A 14,819-nucleotide genomic window follows, 5' to 3' on the forward strand; every position below is an offset into this window, starting at 1 on the left:
AAAGGATGTTGTCGTGGCTGCAGAGTTTCCATCCCACGCACGCGTGGTCATCGTCGGCGGAGGCGTCATGGGCGTCGGGCTGGCCTATCATCTTGGGCATGAGGGCTGGGGTGAAGATACGGTGCTGCTTGAAAAGGCCGAGCTGACCTCGGGCAGCACGTGGCACGCCGCTGGGCAGATCACGCATTCGACCTCGTCCTTCGGGCTTGGGAAGTGCGTGGACTACAACATTGGTCTCTATTCCGGCGGGTTGGAGGCCGAAACAGGCCAGCCTGTGACATGGCACGGCTGCGGGTCGTTCCGTCTGGCCTATACGGAAGACGAAATGGACTGGCTTCGGCATACGCTGTCGGTGGGCCGCTCGCTGGGCTTCAACATTGAACTGGTCGGGCCCGAGAAAGTGGCCGAGCTGCATCCGTTCTATAACCTCGACGGTGTTCTGGGCGCGCTGCACACGCCTGATGATGGGCACGTCGATCCGACCAACGTCACAATGGCGATGGCGGCGGGCGCGCGTCAAAAGGGCGTGCGGATCATCCGTCAGTGTCGCGCCACCAACATCACGCAGGCCGACAGCGGCGAATGGGTGGTCGAGACCGAGAAAGGCACGATCACCTGCGAGCATGTCGTCAATGCGGGCGGCACCTATGCGCGGCAGATGGGCGAATGGTCGGGGCTGCAATTGCCCATGACCTCGATGACGCACCACTATTTCGTCACGGACGAGGTGCCGGAGTTCCAAGACCTCGACACCGAACTGCCGGTCATTCGCGACGACAAAAAGGTCTCGGGCTATATTCGGATGGAGCAGAAGAAAGGCCTGATCGGGATTTACGAGAAAGAGAACCCGAACTCGGTCTGGCATGACGAATGCCCGTGGGAATACGAGAACTGGCTGTTCGACGCGGATTATGACCGCGTCATGCCGTATCTGGAAGAAAGCCTGAACCGGATGCCGATCTTTGCCAAGCTGGGCATTCAGCGTGATGTGCACGGCGCGATCAGCCACCCGCCAGATGGTAACCCGCTGATCGGTCCTGCGCCGGGGGTGCGCAATTATTGGTGCTGTTGCGGAACGCAGATCGGTATCGGCTGGGGCCCCGGCCTGACGCGCGAGTTGGCGCGGTGGATGGTGCATGGGGCGGCGGATATTTCGATGCGCGAGTTTGATCCGCGTCGCTTCGGCAGCTACGCCACGAAGGACTGGCAGGTGGTGAAAGCCGAGGAGGATTACTGCCTGCGCCACGAAATCCCCTTCCCGCATTTCAACCGTCTGGCCGGACGTCCGATCAAGCCGTCCCCCCTGCATGACCTTCTGAAATCCAAAGGTGCCGTGCATGAAGAGGTCTATGGCTTCGAGCGCCCGCGTTTCTTCGCGAAAGGGATCGAGCAGCGCGACCATTATTCCTTCAACCGCTCCCCCGTCGACGACATGGTCGCGGCCGAGGTGAAAGCGGTGCGCGACGACGTCGGCATCATGGATGTGACCGCCTTTACCAAGGTGCTGGTCGAAGGGCCGGATGCTTATGCGTTGCTGGACCGCCTGACCGCGAACCGGATGCCGCAGAAGGTCGGCTCGATCACGCTCACCCACATGCTAAACCGCGCCGGGCGGATCGAGTTGGAAACGACGATCGTGCGGATGGCTGAGGATCGCTTCTATCTGGTTTGCGCCGCCTTCTTTGAACAGCGTCTGCTGGACCACCTGAACCATCAGCGCACGGATGAAGACGTAGCGATCACCGCCCTGTCGTCCGATTGGAGCGCCCTGTCGCTGAACGGGCCAAAGTCGCGGGACGTGTTGGCAGCCTGCACCGATGCGGACCTGTCGAACGGGGGCTTCCGCTGGCTATCCGCACAGGAAATCACTGTCGCGGGCCACAGGATCTGGGCCTTCCGCATGTCCTACGCGGGCGAGCTTGGCTGGGAATTCCACATGCCACACGCCGCTTGTCTGGATGTCTACACCGCGCTTTGGGCTGCGGGCGAAGCACATGGCATTGCCGATTACGGCAGCTTTGCCATGAACGCGATGCGGATGGAGAAGGGCTTTAAGGGCGCGGGCGAGTTGACCAACGAAGTCACGCTGGCCGAGGCCGACGTGCTGCGCTTTGCCCGGACGGACAAGGACTATTTGGGTCGGGACAAGACCCTGAACACCGACCTACCGTGGGTCTGCGCCTATCTAGAAATCGAGCCTGACGGCGTAGCTGACGGTCACGGCGGCGAGGCGGTGATGCTGGACGGGCAGGTGGTTGGCTCCACCGCGTCCGTGGCCTTTGGGCCGACGGTCGGGAAAATCCTGGCCTTTGCCTATATCAAGCCCGACGCCGCCACCCCCGGCTCGGCGCTTGAGGTCGTGATCCACGGCACCCCCCGCGCGGCGCGCGTGTTGGGCGAACCCGCCTATGATCCCGAAAGCCTGAAGCCAAGGATGGACGCGTCATGAAGATCTCTCGTATCACGCTGTGGTCGGTCGATCTGACCAGCCATGAAACCTACTACATGGCCGAGGGCAAAACCTGCGATACGGTCAAAAGCCATGTGCTGTGTCTGGAAACGGACACCGGCCTGCGCGGCTGGGGCGAGGTCTGCCCGATCCCGCATTACCTACCGGCCTTCGCGGATGGCGTCCCCAGCGCGGTTCAGGAAATGGCGCCGGAAGTCCTTGGCATTGAACCCTTTGGTGTCGACGCGCCCATGCGCAAGCTGGATGCGTTCCTGCAAGGGCATTTCCATGCGAAATCCATTGTCGACATGGCACTGTGGGATCTGTTCGGGAAGGCGACCGGGCAGCCGCTTTATGCGCTGCTTGGCGGGCGGACCCAAGCGGATATGCCGCTCTATCATTCGATCACCTGCATCGCGCCCGATGACATGGCGCGGATTGCGCGCGAGGCCTATGCCACGGGCATCCGCCAGTTTCAGGTCAAGCTGGGCGCCGACGGCGATTGGCAGGCCGATGCTGAGCGGTTGACCAAAGTGCGCGAGGCGGTGGGGGACGGTCCCTTGGTCTATGGCGACTGGAACTGCGGGGCGACCAAGTTGCAGGCCACGCGGACCGGGCGTGCGGTGGCCCATCTGGACGTGATGCTAGAGCAGCCCTGCAAAACGCTGGAGGATTGCGCGGCTGTCCGACAGGCAACTGGCCTGCCAATGAAAATCGACGAGGGCGCCTTCGATCTCGCGTCGCTCATCCGCGCGCACGAACTTGGTGTGCTCGATGCGGTGGCGCTGAAACTGTCGAAGTTCGGCGGGCTGTCCGCCATGCGCCGCGCCCGCGATCTGACCGTGCATCTGGGGGCGGAAATCTGCGCCGAATGCACCTGGGGATCGGACATCGTGACGGCGGCGTCGCTGCATTTCGCCGCCTCGACCCCGCAGGGCGCGCTGCTGAATACCTGCGATTTGTCGTCCTATGTCGGCCCGCGCATTGCGCCTGATTGCACGACCCGCAAGGATGGGCGCATCGCCCCGCCAGAAGGCCCAGGGCTTGGGGTGACGCCCGACCCGGACATCCTTGGAACCCCCATTCTTGAGCTGGAGTGACCCATGCAGAAACTGACCTCTCAAGCTGATTGGATCGCCCGCGCCCGCGCCGTGTTGCCCGCTGGCGGCTTTGGAAACTTCGACCCCGGCATTGTCATCGCGCGCGGGGAAGGAAGCCATGTCTGGGACGAGGATGGGAACGAATATATCGACTATCTGATTGGCTCTGGCCCGATGCTTTTGGGGCACGGCCACCCCGAGGTGATCGAGGCCGTGCTTCAACAGCTTCCCCTTGGCATGACCTTCTTTGCGAACAATGCAAAAGGTATCGAACTGGCCGAGGCGATCGTCGACGCGGTGCCCTGCTGTGAACAGGTGCGGTTCGTCGCGTCGGGTGGCGAGGCCGACATGTACGCCATCCGCCTTGCCCGCGCCTATACCGGGCGCGACAAGATCCTGAAGTTCGAGGGCGGCTATCACGGGATGAGCGCCGAGGCACAGATGAGCCTTGCCCCCGAAGCCCGCGTGAATTTCCCCCAAGCCGTGCCCGACAGCGCAGGCATCCCGCAAGGGGTCGCCGACCAGATGTTGATCGCGCCCTTCAACGATCTGGCCGCAGTCGAAGCGCTGCTGACCGAACACAACGACGTCGCTGCGATCATCGTCGAGCCTCTGCAACGGATCATTCCCGCCGACCCGGGCTATCTGCAAGGGCTGCGCGATCTGTGTGACAAGCACAGCGTTCTGCTGATTTTCGACGAGATCGTTACCGGCTTCCGGCTGGCCTATGGCGGCGCGCAGGAACGCTATGGCGTGACGCCTGATATCTGCACCTTGGGCAAGATCATCGGCGGGGGCTTCCCCCTGGCCGCGCTTGGCGCCAGCGCCGAGATCATGCAGCATTTCGACAAGTCTATCGTCGGCGCGGAGAAGTGGCTGATGCAACTGGGCACGTTGTCGGGGAACCCCATCGCCTCGGTCGCGGGGCTGAAAACGATGGAGATCCTGCGGCGCGAGGGCAGTTATGATCGCCTGCGCTCCATCGGGAAACAGCTGCAAGACATGCAAACTGAGGCGTTGAGCGCGGCGGATATTCCGCACCAGATATGTGGGGACGAGACCCTGTTCGACATCTTCTTCACAAGCGGCACCTGCCGGGACTACCGGACCGCCAAACACGATGATCCGCAGCGCAACGCGACTTACAACGCGACGCTGCGACGTCATGGCATCTTCAAGTCTCCGGGCAAGCTGTACCCGTCGCTGGCGATCACCGAGGCAGATCTGGAGCAGACCCGCATTGCCGTTCAGGCAGCGGTACAGGCGATCTGCTCTGAGTAAGACCGCCGCCGGCACTCAAAGACCTGCGCTGCTTCGTTTCCCATTAGGAGGCAAGCAGAGCAGGTCGAAAAATCACGCTTAGAAGTGATCGCCCGTGCCGACCCGAACGATTCTGTTCGCTTGCTTTTGAGTGGTGGAAACGGCGGGTAAATTGCCCAAGAATGCCCTTAAGGATTAGCAACGGTACGCAAATCAGACCGCAAGCTCGGGTAAGAATCTAATCTTAAGGAGGTTCAGTGGTGAGCCGTGAAGGATTCGAACCTTCGACCCACTGATTAAAAGTCAGTTGCTCTACCAACTGAGCTAACGGCCCACTCTGTGAGCGCGGTGACTAAAGGGAGTGGCGGGTGGGGTCAACCCCAATTTCGAATGAATCTGCACGATCTCTGGCAAAAGTTTTGCCAAGGGCTTATATCGCGGCTCATGGCGGATGCGCAGACTCATATGAATGGCCTTGAGTTCATGAAATGGCATGGGGCGGGCAATGACTTCGTGATGATTGATTCACGGGGGCGCGATGCTGTGGTGACTCGCGAATTGGCGGCTGGGTTGGGCGATCGCAATCGCGGCGTTGGCTTTGATCAGCTGGCTGAGATTCGCAGCTCGGACGTGGCGGATATTGATCTGGATTTCTGGAATTCGGATGGCAGCCGGGCCGGGGCCTGTGGAAACGCGACCCGCTGCGTGGCGCGCTATATGATGGACCAGACCGGCAAGGATGCTTTGACCATTCGCACCTCGCGCGGTGTACTGGAAGCACGCGCTGACGGAGATCTGGTGGCTGTGAATATGGGACAGCCTCAGCTGACATGGGAAGAGGTGCCTCTTTCGCAGGATGTGGACCTGCAGCACCTGCCGCTGGACGGCGATCCCGTCGCCGTTGGCATGGGCAATCCGCATTGCGTGTTCTTTGTGGACGATGCCGAGGCGGTCGATGTCGCCGGGATCGGACCGGGCTTTGAAACTGACCCGCTGTTTCCCGAAGCCACCAATGTTGAATTCGCCGAAATCCGGTCGCGGAACGAGATTCGCATGCGCGTCTGGGAGCGTGGCACGGGGATCACTCTGGCCTGCGGCTCGGGCGCTTGCGCGACCGCCGTTGCCGCCCATCAGCGCGGTCTGACCGGCAAGCGCGTGCGGATGGAGCTGGATGGCGGCTGGCTGACGCTGGATTGGCGCGACGATGGCGTTTGGATGACTGGCCCCACCGCTTTTGTTTATAGCGGCCAGCTGACGCAAGCCTTCCTGAAGGGTCTGTAAAATGGGCGCGAAACCCCCAATTTTCGCGACGCTTGGCTGTCGCTTGAATGCCTATGAGACCGAGGCGATGAAACGTCTGGCCGATGAGGCAGGCGTTGAAGGCGCCGTGGTGGTGAACACCTGCGCCGTGACGGCTGAGGCCGTGCGCAAGGCCCGTCAGGAAATCCGCAAGCTGCGGCGCGAAAACCCGGACGCCAAGGTGATCGTCACCGGCTGCGCGGCGCAAACAGAACCCGAGACCTTCGCCAACATGGACGAGGTCGACGCAGTTATCGGCAATCACGAAAAGATGTCACCCGAGACCTGGGCGGGCCTTGCCCCCGACCTGATTGGCAAAACCGAGCGCGTGCAGGTCAACGACATCATGTCCGTGACCGAAACCGCCAGCCACTTGATTGATGGGTTCGGCACGCGATCCCGCGCCTATGTGCAGGTTCAGAACGGCTGCGATCACCGCTGCACGTTCTGCATTATTCCTTATGGCCGCGGAAATTCCCGGTCGGTGCCTGCGGGCGTCGTGGTCGATCAGATCAAGCGCCTTGTGGATCGTGGCTTTAACGAGGTCGTCTTGACCGGCGTGGACCTGACCAGCTGGGGTGCCGACCTGCCCGGAGAGCCACGCTTGGGCGATCTGGTCATGCGCATCCTGCGACTGGTGCCGGACCTGCCGCGCCTGCGCATCAGCTCTATCGATTCGATTGAGGCGGATGAGAACCTGATGCTGGCGATTGCGTCCGAGCCGCGCCTGATGCCGCATCTGCACCTCAGCCTTCAGCATGGGGACGACCTGATTCTGAAGCGGATGAAGCGTCGGCATCTGCGCGACGATGCGATTGCCTTCTGTGAAGAGGCGCGCAAGCTGCGCCCCGGCATCACATTTGGCGCCGACATCATCGCGGGCTTCCCGACCGAAACTGACGCGCATTTTGAAAACAGCGTGAAGTTGGTCGAGGACTGCGATCTGACATGGCTGCACGTCTTCCCGTACTCGAAACGCGAAGGCACGCCTGCCGCGAAAATCCCCAATACCGTGGATGGGAACGTGATCAAGGCGCGTGCGGCGCGTCTGCGGGCGGCGGGGGATGCTCAGGTTCAGCGGCATTTGCAGGCGCAAGTCGGGCAGGAACATCAGATCCTGATGGAGAACCCCACGATGGGCCGCACCGCCCATTTTGCCGAGGTGATCTTCACCACGCCAAAGGAAGAGGGCGCGCTGATCACCGCCACGCCCACGCGGATTGTAGACAAACAGCTGGTTGTCTGACGGTCCGCCAAATTGGACTACGTGCCTTTGCTCAGATCATTCAGGATCAAACACGTAGTCGTGTGCCCCGAGTTTCATTGACTGCTTGTAGCCATATTTTGCAAGGAATTTTGAGCCAGATTCGTATTCACCCTTGTGCGCGCGCAGTTCGATCCAGATTTTGGGCCGCGCTTCCTCAAGAGTTTTCACTGCGCCAGAGAGAACTTGGACATGCATGCCTTCAACATCCATTTTCAGGAAGTCCACTTTGCCGTCTGATTGCTCTTTGATCACGGAATCCAGTTTGCGCATGGGAACTTCACCACGCGGATCCTCGCGGAATGTCGTGCCCCCGGTGTTGTTCTGGCCGAAATGTGAGATCGACCCGGTGCCTTCCATGCTGCCCAAAAGGCAGTTCACAATTCTTGCGTTGTTCAGCTTATTGAATTCTAGATTGGTGCGCAGGGTTTGCGATGCAGTTTGCTGAGGCTCGATCGAAACTAAAAGGGAAGGCCCAAAAAATAGACCAAAATAAACGCTGTGATTTCCTATGTTTGCGCCGACATCATAGATAATACTGCCCTTTTTTATGTCCGTGGAATCGCGCAAATGGTCAAGCAGGCGACTTTCATAGAACTTTCCCTTTCGGATAATTTCTTTTTGAATGTAATCCCGTTGGGCCAAAGGAAGGCTCATCCGAACGTGGCGATCCATGTGCAGAAACTCGTAAATGTGACCGTCCTCAAGTTGTGCGATCCGCTGCAAATGTAGCATCGCCTCGAGAATCTGGGACATACGATTGGTGTTTTCCATGATTACACCAAGTTTTTCATCTAGTTCGTTCATTATTCACCTAAGCTGTTTGCTTTACGCCCCGAACAACAAGGAGTGGGCGGTTAGATGAGCTATAGCCTGTGTGACTGACAATGAGAACAACCATAGACGACAGTGAGCATCGCAAGGCACTCACCACAACACAGATACCACGCGGATTGTAGACAAACAGCTAGTTGTCTGATCACCTGTCCTCAGCACCGCCAGAGGACCCGCCATGCACCCGAACCCTGTTTTTCGTCGCAGTCAGCGCGAGCAGAACATCGCTTTCGCCCAGACCCGCGCCTTTGGCACGCTCTGCGTGGCGAGCGCCGCGCCGCTTCTGTCCCATATCCCGTTTCTGTTGTCCGATGACGGCACACTGGCCGAGTTCCATCTGGTCCGCTCGAACCCTATCGCGCGGGTGGGCGAGATGAAGGCCGTGATCGCGGTGACCGGGCCCGACGGCTATGTCTCGCCCGATTGGTACGGGGCTGACCAGCAAGTGCCCACATGGAACTATGTCGCCGTGCATCTACGCGGGCGCTTGGTGCCGCTGGAACACGACGCTCTGCATGACATTCTGGTCCGCCAATCCGCCGAGTATGAAGCGCGGATCGACGGCAAAGCCCCGTGGACCTTCGACAAGATGACGCCTGAGGTGGTGACCAAGATGGAACGGATGATCGTCCCCATGCGGCTTGAGGTCGAGACCATCGACGGCACGTGGAAACTGGGCCAGAACAAGGACGATCCAGTGCGCGAAGCGGCGGCCGCGCAGATGCATACGGGCTTTGGGCAAGAGCTTGCCGAAATCGCCAAGCTGATGGGTGATCCCCCCGCGTAAGTGGACATAAGCCCCCAGCCCACCTACATTTCTATATAAGGAGGATCCTATGGCCTTACCGCTTGCCCCAATTGCCGCCGTCGCGCTGCGCTATGGCGCTGTCGCCCTGACCACCTATGCCATCGCCCGTTCGGTCGAACGTGGGCGGCGGGATCAGCGTCATGAAGATGCCTTGGACGAGATGCCCGAGGGGCTGACTGCGCGGCGCGAGAAAACGGAAGACAGCGAGCAAGTGAACGCCACCGCGCGGATGCGCCGGGTGATCCGTCTGGGGGAAAACGGACCGGGGGTCGAGATTGACGCCGTCGGCCTGACCCGCATTCGCTTTCGAAAGGTATAGGCTATGCAACTGATCTCGTCCGTGACGTCCCCGTTTGCGCGCAAGGTTCGTGTGCTGTTGCAAGAAACCGGTCAGGCGGATGACGTGGAAGAGATCATGGCCGCCACCCTACCCACCGCCCCCGACCCCACGGTGACGGCGGCGAATCCGCTGTCGAAAATCCCGGCTTTGATCCGGCCCGACACCCCGACGCTCTATGACAGCCGGGTGATCACCCGCTTTCTGGATGCCCGCAGCGGCGGGAAACTCTATCCCGAGCACCAAATCTGGGACGTCCTGACGCTCGAGGCGACGGCGGACGCGATGATGGATGCCGCCGTTCTGATGACCTACGAGTTGCGCCTGCGCCCCGAACCGATGCGGTTCGAGGACTGGATCGAAGGCCAGTGGGGCAAGATCGAAGGTGCGCTGGATGCGCTGAACACCCGCTGGATGAGCCACCTGTCCGGCCCGCTGGACATGGGCCAAATCGCGGTCGGCTGCGCGCTGGGCTATCTGGACTTCCGCCACGACGCCCGCGGCTGGCGTAAGGGCCGAGATGCGCTGGACGACTGGTTCGCCGTGTTCTGTGAGCGCGACAGCATGAAGGCGACGAAGCCGGTGTAACGGGTGGTGCAGAGGGTCACGCCTGACCCTGCGTGGGCGTTTCGCTGCGGCGTAGCTATATGCGGCGTCGCGTTTCTTGAAATTTTGCATCTGTGCGTGGCCTCGCAATACGCCCTCCCGGGGGGAGGGTCGGGCGTGGCCCGTGCGGTGCACGTGCCGGATTTATCCCCAAACGACTCACGCGCCAAATCGTCGCGTGCGGTTTGACTTAAGTCATGGGCGTGGGACTAGGTTTGGGTAAAATTATCCCTGACATTCTAGATGTTCGCGCCAACAGTGCAGTTGCAGCATGTTTTCAGGGTACCATATCCTTGAAAACCGACACCTGCGCCCTAATGACTTCTGGACTGAGCGCGTTTCCTTAGCTAAACAGCCGCGAAACGGACCGCTTGCAAAGGCGGTCTTCAGTCGTGTCGGTTGCCATAATGCAACCTAGCTAGGGAGATGCGCTCGTGTCACACGCCGACGACCACGAAGGAACCCGCCGGGATTTCCTTTACTATGCGACCGGTGGCGCCGCAGCCGTAACGGCTGGTGCTGCTGTTTGGCCGCTCGTCAATCAAATGAACCCCTCTGCCGATGTTCGGGCGCTCAGCTCGATCCGCGTGGATGTTGCTGACGTTGCCGTCGGCAGCCAGATCACCGTGAAATGGCTGGGCAAGCCGGTGTTCATTCGCCGCCGTACTGCAGAAGAAATCGAACAGGCCCGCGCGGACAACACCGCAAACGACCTGATCGACGCGTTTGCGCGTAACGACAACCGCGATGCGGCCCTGTCGGCAGACGACCAAAACCGTGCGATGGACGAAGCTGGCGAATGGCTGGTGATGATGGGTGTGTGTACCCACCTTGGCTGTGTGCCTCTGGGCGACGGCGCTGGCGAGTACAATGGCTGGTACTGCCCGTGCCACGGGTCGCACTACGACACCTCGGGCCGTATCCGCAAAGGTCCGGCACCTGAGAATCTGCCGGTTCCGCCTGCAGAATTCGTCGACGAAACGACGATCAAGCTGGGCTAAGGGAGGCTTACATGTCTGGAATTCCTCACGATCACTACGAGCCCAAGTCGGGCTTTGAAAAGTGGCTGCACGAACGTCTGCCCGTTGTAGGTCTGGCCTATGACACGCTGATGATCCCCACCCCGAAAAACCTGAACTGGTGGTGGATCTGGGGCATCGTTCTGGCGTTCTGCCTGGTGCTGCAAATCGTTACCGGCATCATCCTGGTGATGCACTACACCCCGCATGTTGATCTGGCCTTTGCGTCGGTTGAACACATCATGCGCAACGTGAACGGCGGTCACATGATCCGCTATATCCACATGAACGGCGCGTCGCTGTTCTTCGTGGCTGTTTACATCCACATCTTCCGCGGCCTGTTCTACGGTTCGTACAAGGCGCCCCGCGAAATCACATGGATTGTAGGTATGCTCATCTACCTGATGATGATGGGCACCGCGTTCATGGGTTACGTTCTGCCTTGGGGTCAGATGTCCTTCTGGGGTGCGACGGTTATCACCGGCCTGTTTGGCGCCATCCCCTTCATCGGCGAGCCGATCCAGACCCTGCTTCTGGGTGGTCCTGCCGTGGACAACGCCACGCTGAACCGCTTCTTCTCGCTGCACTACCTGCTGCCCTTCGTGATCGCCGCGCTTGTCGCCGTTCACATCTGGGCCTTCCACACCACGGGCAACAACAACCCGACCGGTGTTGAGGTTCGCCGCGGTTCGAAAGAAGAAGCCAAGAAAGACACCCTGCCGTTCTGGCCCTACTTCGTGATCAAAGATCTGGTCGGCCTGGGCATGGTTCTGATCATCTTCTTTGCCGTTGTTGGCTTCATGCCCAACTATCTGGGTCACCCCGACAACTACATCGAGGCAAACGCTCTGGCGACGCCGGCACACATCGTTCCCGAATGGTACTTCCTGCCGTTCTACGCGATCCTGCGTGCCTTCACCGCTGATGTTTGGGCTGTACAGTTCGTCAGCTTCATCACCGGTGGCATCGTTGACGCGAAGTTCTTCGGCGTGCTGGCCATGTTCGGCGCCATCATCGTGATGGCTCTGGCACCGTGGCTGGACACCTCGTCGGTACGTTCGGGTCAGTATCGCCCGGCCTTCAAATGGTGGTACCGCCTGCTGCTGATCGACTTCGTCGTTCTGATGTGGGTTGGCGCTCGTGACACGAACTTCCCGCATGACTGGATTTCGCTGATCGGGTCGACCTACTGGTTCGCCTACTTCCTGGTAATCCTGCCGCTGCTGGGTCTGTTTGAAAAACCGACCACGCCTCCGGCAACGATCGAGGAAGACTTCAACGCCCACTATCCCGGCGCAGCCGAGTGAGAGGATTGAGAACAATGATCAAACAACTCACAGCATCCGCTATCGTCGCTTTGGGTCTCGCCACTGGCGCGGCTCAGGCCGCTGGCGCAGGCGGCGAAGTCCATGACACGGCCTTCTCGTTCGAGGGTCCGTTCGGCAAGTACGACAAAGAACAGCTGCGTCGCGGCCTGAAAGTGTACACCGAGGTCTGTGCGGCCTGTCACGGTCTGCGCTATGTCCCGCTGCGTACCCTGTCGGACAAAGGTGGCCCCGAGTACACCGAGGACGAAGTACGCGCCTACGCCGCTGAAAACTTCACCATCTACGATCCGGAACTGGATGACGACCGCGCCCGCGTGCCGGCTGACTTCTTCCCGACCGTTGAAGGCGAAGGCATGGGTCCCGACCTGTCGCTGATGGCCAAAGCCCGCGCTGGCTTCCACGGCCCGGCCGGCACCGGCATCAACCAGCTGGTCAAAGGCATGGGTGGCGCTGAATACATCGCCTCGTTCCTGACGGCCTTCAACGGTAAAGAGCAGGAAGTCGCTGGTCAGTACCTGAACGGCAACGACGTGTTCCCGGGTGGCTGGACCTCGATGCCTCCGCAGCTGGAAGATGGCACCGTCGAATTCGACGATGGCCACAACAACTCGGCCCATCACCTGGCCGAAGACGTTGCAGCCTTCCTGATGTGGACCGCCGAGCCCAAGATGATGGCCCGTAAACAGACCGGCTTTGTTGCTGTTCTGATGCTGGTCCTGCTGACCTCGCTTCTGTACCTGACCAACAAGAAGCTTTGGGCTCCGCACAAGGGCAAAAAATTCGACGCATAAGCGTTAGATTTGATGGAATAGAGAAGGGCGCCTTGGGGCGCCCTTTTTGCTTTTGATGGCTCACTTCGTGAGCCTGAGGGGCGCTGCCCCTATGACCCAAGCCTGCGGCTTGGTTCCCCCCCGAGGTATTTACGGCAAGAGGAAGAGCTGTTCGTTTGTGCGACGTGCCGTCCATCGCAATCCACAAACAGAAGGTCGTTTCTTCCCAAGCCCTTGGGTGCGTGGTTGGGCAATCTGCCTGTAGGCAATTGGACCATGACAGGGGCACGATATGGCAGACGCAAAACCGATCATCGGATTTCTTAATCCGCAGCCTTATATGCAGGATGCGATTACAGATATGCGCAGCCGGTTGGACGTGCGCATTCTGTCGCCGGAAACGTGGGACGAGGGTGAGATCAAGTCGCTAGCTGACCAATGTACCAGCGAGGGCGTTCAGGCCGTTGCCGGATTTGCGCAGAAAGACGCGTTCCACCATATCCTGATCAACGAGCGTCTGGGCAATCCGACGATCTCGCGCCGGGCGTTTTTGTACTGCATGAACAAATACCTGATGCGCACGCTGGAAACCGATCCGTTCTGGTTTGCGCCGATTGATCCGCTGGCGGAGAGCGATGACGAGATCATCGCCAAGATCGCGGAATGGCCGTTCATGTTGAAAAACACCTCGTTGTCGCTGGGGCGCGGGATTTTCAAGATCAAGACGCCGGACGATCTGCGCGCCGTTCTGGCGGATTATCGCGCGGACACCGACCTGCAGGATTTGATTTCCTTTCAGAACGAGCATTTCTCGGAAGGCATCCCTGTGAATCAGATGCCTGAAGTTGTGCCGCCCTTCCTGGCCGAACATCTGGTCGATATGAATACGGCCATCGAGTATTGTTACGAGGGCTATATCACCGCCGAAGGTGAGGTGGTGCATTATGCCCTGACCGAAGAGGTCTATTTCGCCAACCATCAGGCGCTGGGATACCTGACCCCGCCGCTGTCTTTGTCATCTGAGCAGACTGCCGAAATCGAGGCCTGGGTGAATGACTACATGGGCAAGATGTCGGATTTGGGCTATCGCAACCAGTTCTTCAATCTGGAATTCTGGATCATGCCCGACGGCACCATTGCCCTGACTGAAATTAACCCGCGCGCGGCCCATAGCTATCATTATAACTATCTGTATTCGTTCGGGTCGTCGCTGTTCGAAGATAACCTGACGCTGGTGGCAGATGGGGGCAAGCTGCCCGATACGCCGTGGCGCAAGTGGCGCGATGGAGAGGATTTCAAATACACCCTGATCGTGCTGATCACCGCAACCCAGACCGGCCCGGTCGAGGATATTCTGGACTATGACTATGTGGCGCATCTGGAGCAGAACGAGGGCATCCTGATCCGTCATACTCGCCAGCGTGACGACATCTTGACCGAGGGCGATATGACCGCGGCAGGCGTGATGTTGCAGCAGCTCTGGGTCTCGGGCGACACGGCGCAGGAACTGATCGCGAAAGAACGCGAGATCCGAGCCAAGATCTATCGCCAGCCGCAAGACGGGTGTGAGTATCCTGATTACTGGACCGAGTAATCCCGGCGTAGGGATTAGGGGTTTGACGGGAGAAAGAAGGGCGCGGCAGAGCGCCCTTTTTTGTGGTCGGTTTAAGACCGGGAAGTATCCTCGCTGCGGGACGATCCGGCGATTATTTACCTGAATTTGCGCCGATCCAGCATCTGGGCGT

General features: G+C 59.8%; 13 protein-coding genes and 1 tRNA gene. 12 read left to right on the forward strand and 2 right to left on the reverse strand.

The genetic code is table 11. The features are described 5' to 3' along the window. Positions 1-13 precede the first annotated feature (13 nt). From Q0677_RS02320 to Q0677_RS02330, 3 genes are read left to right on the forward strand one after another with little or no spacing between them, the layout of a single operon-like run. A complete protein-coding gene (locus Q0677_RS02320; protein WP_298905518.1) occupies positions 14-2,449 on the forward strand; it encodes an FAD-dependent oxidoreductase in 2,436 nt (811 codons plus the stop codon). Then, a complete protein-coding gene (locus tag Q0677_RS02325) occupies positions 2,446-3,549 on the forward strand; it encodes an enolase C-terminal domain-like protein (RefSeq protein WP_298905519.1) in 1,104 nt (367 codons plus the stop codon). The genes Q0677_RS02320 and Q0677_RS02325 overlap by 4 nt, the downstream gene beginning before the upstream one ends. Before the next feature lie 3 nt (positions 3,550-3,552). Further along, positions 3,553-4,830 (forward strand): aminotransferase class III-fold pyridoxal phosphate-dependent enzyme, encoded by a 1,278-nt coding sequence (locus tag Q0677_RS02330; RefSeq protein ID WP_298905520.1) that lies wholly within the window; start codon positions 3,553-3,555, stop codon positions 4,828-4,830. Between the two features lie 237 nt (positions 4,831-5,067). On the opposite strand, the gene Q0677_RS02335 is transcribed toward Q0677_RS02330, so the two are convergent. Then, positions 5,068-5,143 (reverse strand) — tRNA-Lys (locus tag Q0677_RS02335). A gap of 110 nt (positions 5,144-5,253) precedes the next feature. On the opposite strand from Q0677_RS02335, the gene dapF reads away from it, so the two are divergent. Together dapF and mtaB are read left to right on the forward strand one after the other, a co-directional pair. Continuing rightward, positions 5,254-6,090, forward strand: coding sequence for a diaminopimelate epimerase (gene dapF, locus Q0677_RS02340; protein WP_298905521.1), 837 nt, complete (start codon positions 5,254-5,256; stop codon positions 6,088-6,090). A gap of 1 nt (position 6,091) precedes the next feature. Continuing rightward, entirely contained in the window at positions 6,092-7,354 is a 1,263-nt protein-coding gene (gene mtaB / locus Q0677_RS02345; protein WP_298905522.1) for a tRNA (N(6)-L-threonylcarbamoyladenosine(37)-C(2))-methylthiotransferase MtaB, read from the forward strand. 36 nt (positions 7,355-7,390) lie between these two features. On the opposite strand, the gene Q0677_RS02350 is transcribed toward mtaB, so the two are convergent. Continuing rightward, positions 7,391-8,179, reverse strand: coding sequence for an FkbM family methyltransferase (locus Q0677_RS02350; RefSeq protein ID WP_298905523.1), 789 nt, complete (start codon positions 8,177-8,179; stop codon positions 7,391-7,393). A gap of 205 nt (positions 8,180-8,384) precedes the next feature. Here Q0677_RS02350 and Q0677_RS02355 point away from each other — a divergent pair, with 205 nt between their 5' ends. From Q0677_RS02355 to Q0677_RS02385, 7 genes are all read left to right on the forward strand, one after another. Continuing rightward, entirely contained in the window at positions 8,385-8,993 is a 609-nt protein-coding gene (locus tag Q0677_RS02355) for an FMN-binding negative transcriptional regulator (protein ID WP_298905524.1), read from the forward strand. Between the two features lie 49 nt (positions 8,994-9,042). Next, complete coding sequence (locus tag Q0677_RS02360; protein ID WP_298905525.1) at positions 9,043-9,333, forward strand: hypothetical protein; 291 nt, start codon at positions 9,043-9,045, stop codon at positions 9,331-9,333. Positions 9,334-9,336: 3 nt separating this feature from the next. After that, positions 9,337-9,939, forward strand: coding sequence for a glutathione S-transferase (locus Q0677_RS02365; protein WP_298905526.1), 603 nt, complete (start codon positions 9,337-9,339; stop codon positions 9,937-9,939). Positions 9,940-10,391: 452 nt separating this feature from the next. Beyond that, positions 10,392-10,958 (forward strand): ubiquinol-cytochrome c reductase iron-sulfur subunit, encoded by a 567-nt coding sequence (gene petA / locus Q0677_RS02370; protein ID WP_298905527.1) that lies wholly within the window; start codon positions 10,392-10,394, stop codon positions 10,956-10,958. An 11-nt stretch (positions 10,959-10,969) separates the two neighbouring features. Beyond that, complete coding sequence (gene petB, locus Q0677_RS02375; protein WP_298905528.1) at positions 10,970-12,283, forward strand: cytochrome b; 1,314 nt, start codon at positions 10,970-10,972, stop codon at positions 12,281-12,283. A gap of 14 nt (positions 12,284-12,297) precedes the next feature. Further along, complete coding sequence (locus Q0677_RS02380; RefSeq protein WP_298905529.1) at positions 12,298-13,095, forward strand: cytochrome c1; 798 nt, start codon at positions 12,298-12,300, stop codon at positions 13,093-13,095. A 271-nt stretch (positions 13,096-13,366) separates the two neighbouring features. Continuing rightward, positions 13,367-14,668, forward strand: a complete 1,302-nt coding sequence (locus tag Q0677_RS02385; protein WP_298905530.1) for a hypothetical protein — start codon at positions 13,367-13,369, stop codon at positions 14,666-14,668. Positions 14,669-14,819 lie beyond the last annotated feature (151 nt).

Origin of the sequence: uncultured Aliiroseovarius sp., assembly GCF_947492455.1 — a bacterium.
Taxonomy (GTDB): Bacteria; Pseudomonadota; Alphaproteobacteria; order Rhodobacterales; family Rhodobacteraceae; genus Aliiroseovarius.

What these genes read in the sequence shown, in the direction of transcription:
- Q0677_RS02330 (WP_298905520.1), top strand. Translation starts at nt 3,553, where the DNA reads ATGCAGAAACTGACCTCTCAAGCTGATTGGATCGCCCGCGCCCGCGCC.
- Q0677_RS02350 (WP_298905523.1), bottom strand. Translation starts at nt 8,179, where the DNA reads ATGAACGAACTAGATGAAAAACTTGGTGTAATCATGGAAAACACCAAT.
- Q0677_RS02380 (WP_298905529.1), top strand. Translation starts at nt 12,298, where the DNA reads ATGATCAAACAACTCACAGCATCCGCTATCGTCGCTTTGGGTCTCGCC.
- Q0677_RS02355 (WP_298905524.1), top strand. Translation starts at nt 8,385, where the DNA reads ATGCACCCGAACCCTGTTTTTCGTCGCAGTCAGCGCGAGCAGAACATC.
- Q0677_RS02325 (WP_298905519.1), top strand. Translation starts at nt 2,446, where the DNA reads ATGAAGATCTCTCGTATCACGCTGTGGTCGGTCGATCTGACCAGCCAT.
- dapF (WP_298905521.1), top strand. Translation starts at nt 5,254, where the DNA reads ATGGCGGATGCGCAGACTCATATGAATGGCCTTGAGTTCATGAAATGG.
- Q0677_RS02385 (WP_298905530.1), top strand. Translation starts at nt 13,367, where the DNA reads ATGGCAGACGCAAAACCGATCATCGGATTTCTTAATCCGCAGCCTTAT.
- Q0677_RS02360 (WP_298905525.1), top strand. Translation starts at nt 9,043, where the DNA reads ATGGCCTTACCGCTTGCCCCAATTGCCGCCGTCGCGCTGCGCTATGGC.
- mtaB (WP_298905522.1), top strand. Translation starts at nt 6,092, where the DNA reads ATGGGCGCGAAACCCCCAATTTTCGCGACGCTTGGCTGTCGCTTGAAT.
- Q0677_RS02365 (WP_298905526.1), top strand. Translation starts at nt 9,337, where the DNA reads ATGCAACTGATCTCGTCCGTGACGTCCCCGTTTGCGCGCAAGGTTCGT.
- petB (WP_298905528.1), top strand. Translation starts at nt 10,970, where the DNA reads ATGTCTGGAATTCCTCACGATCACTACGAGCCCAAGTCGGGCTTTGAA.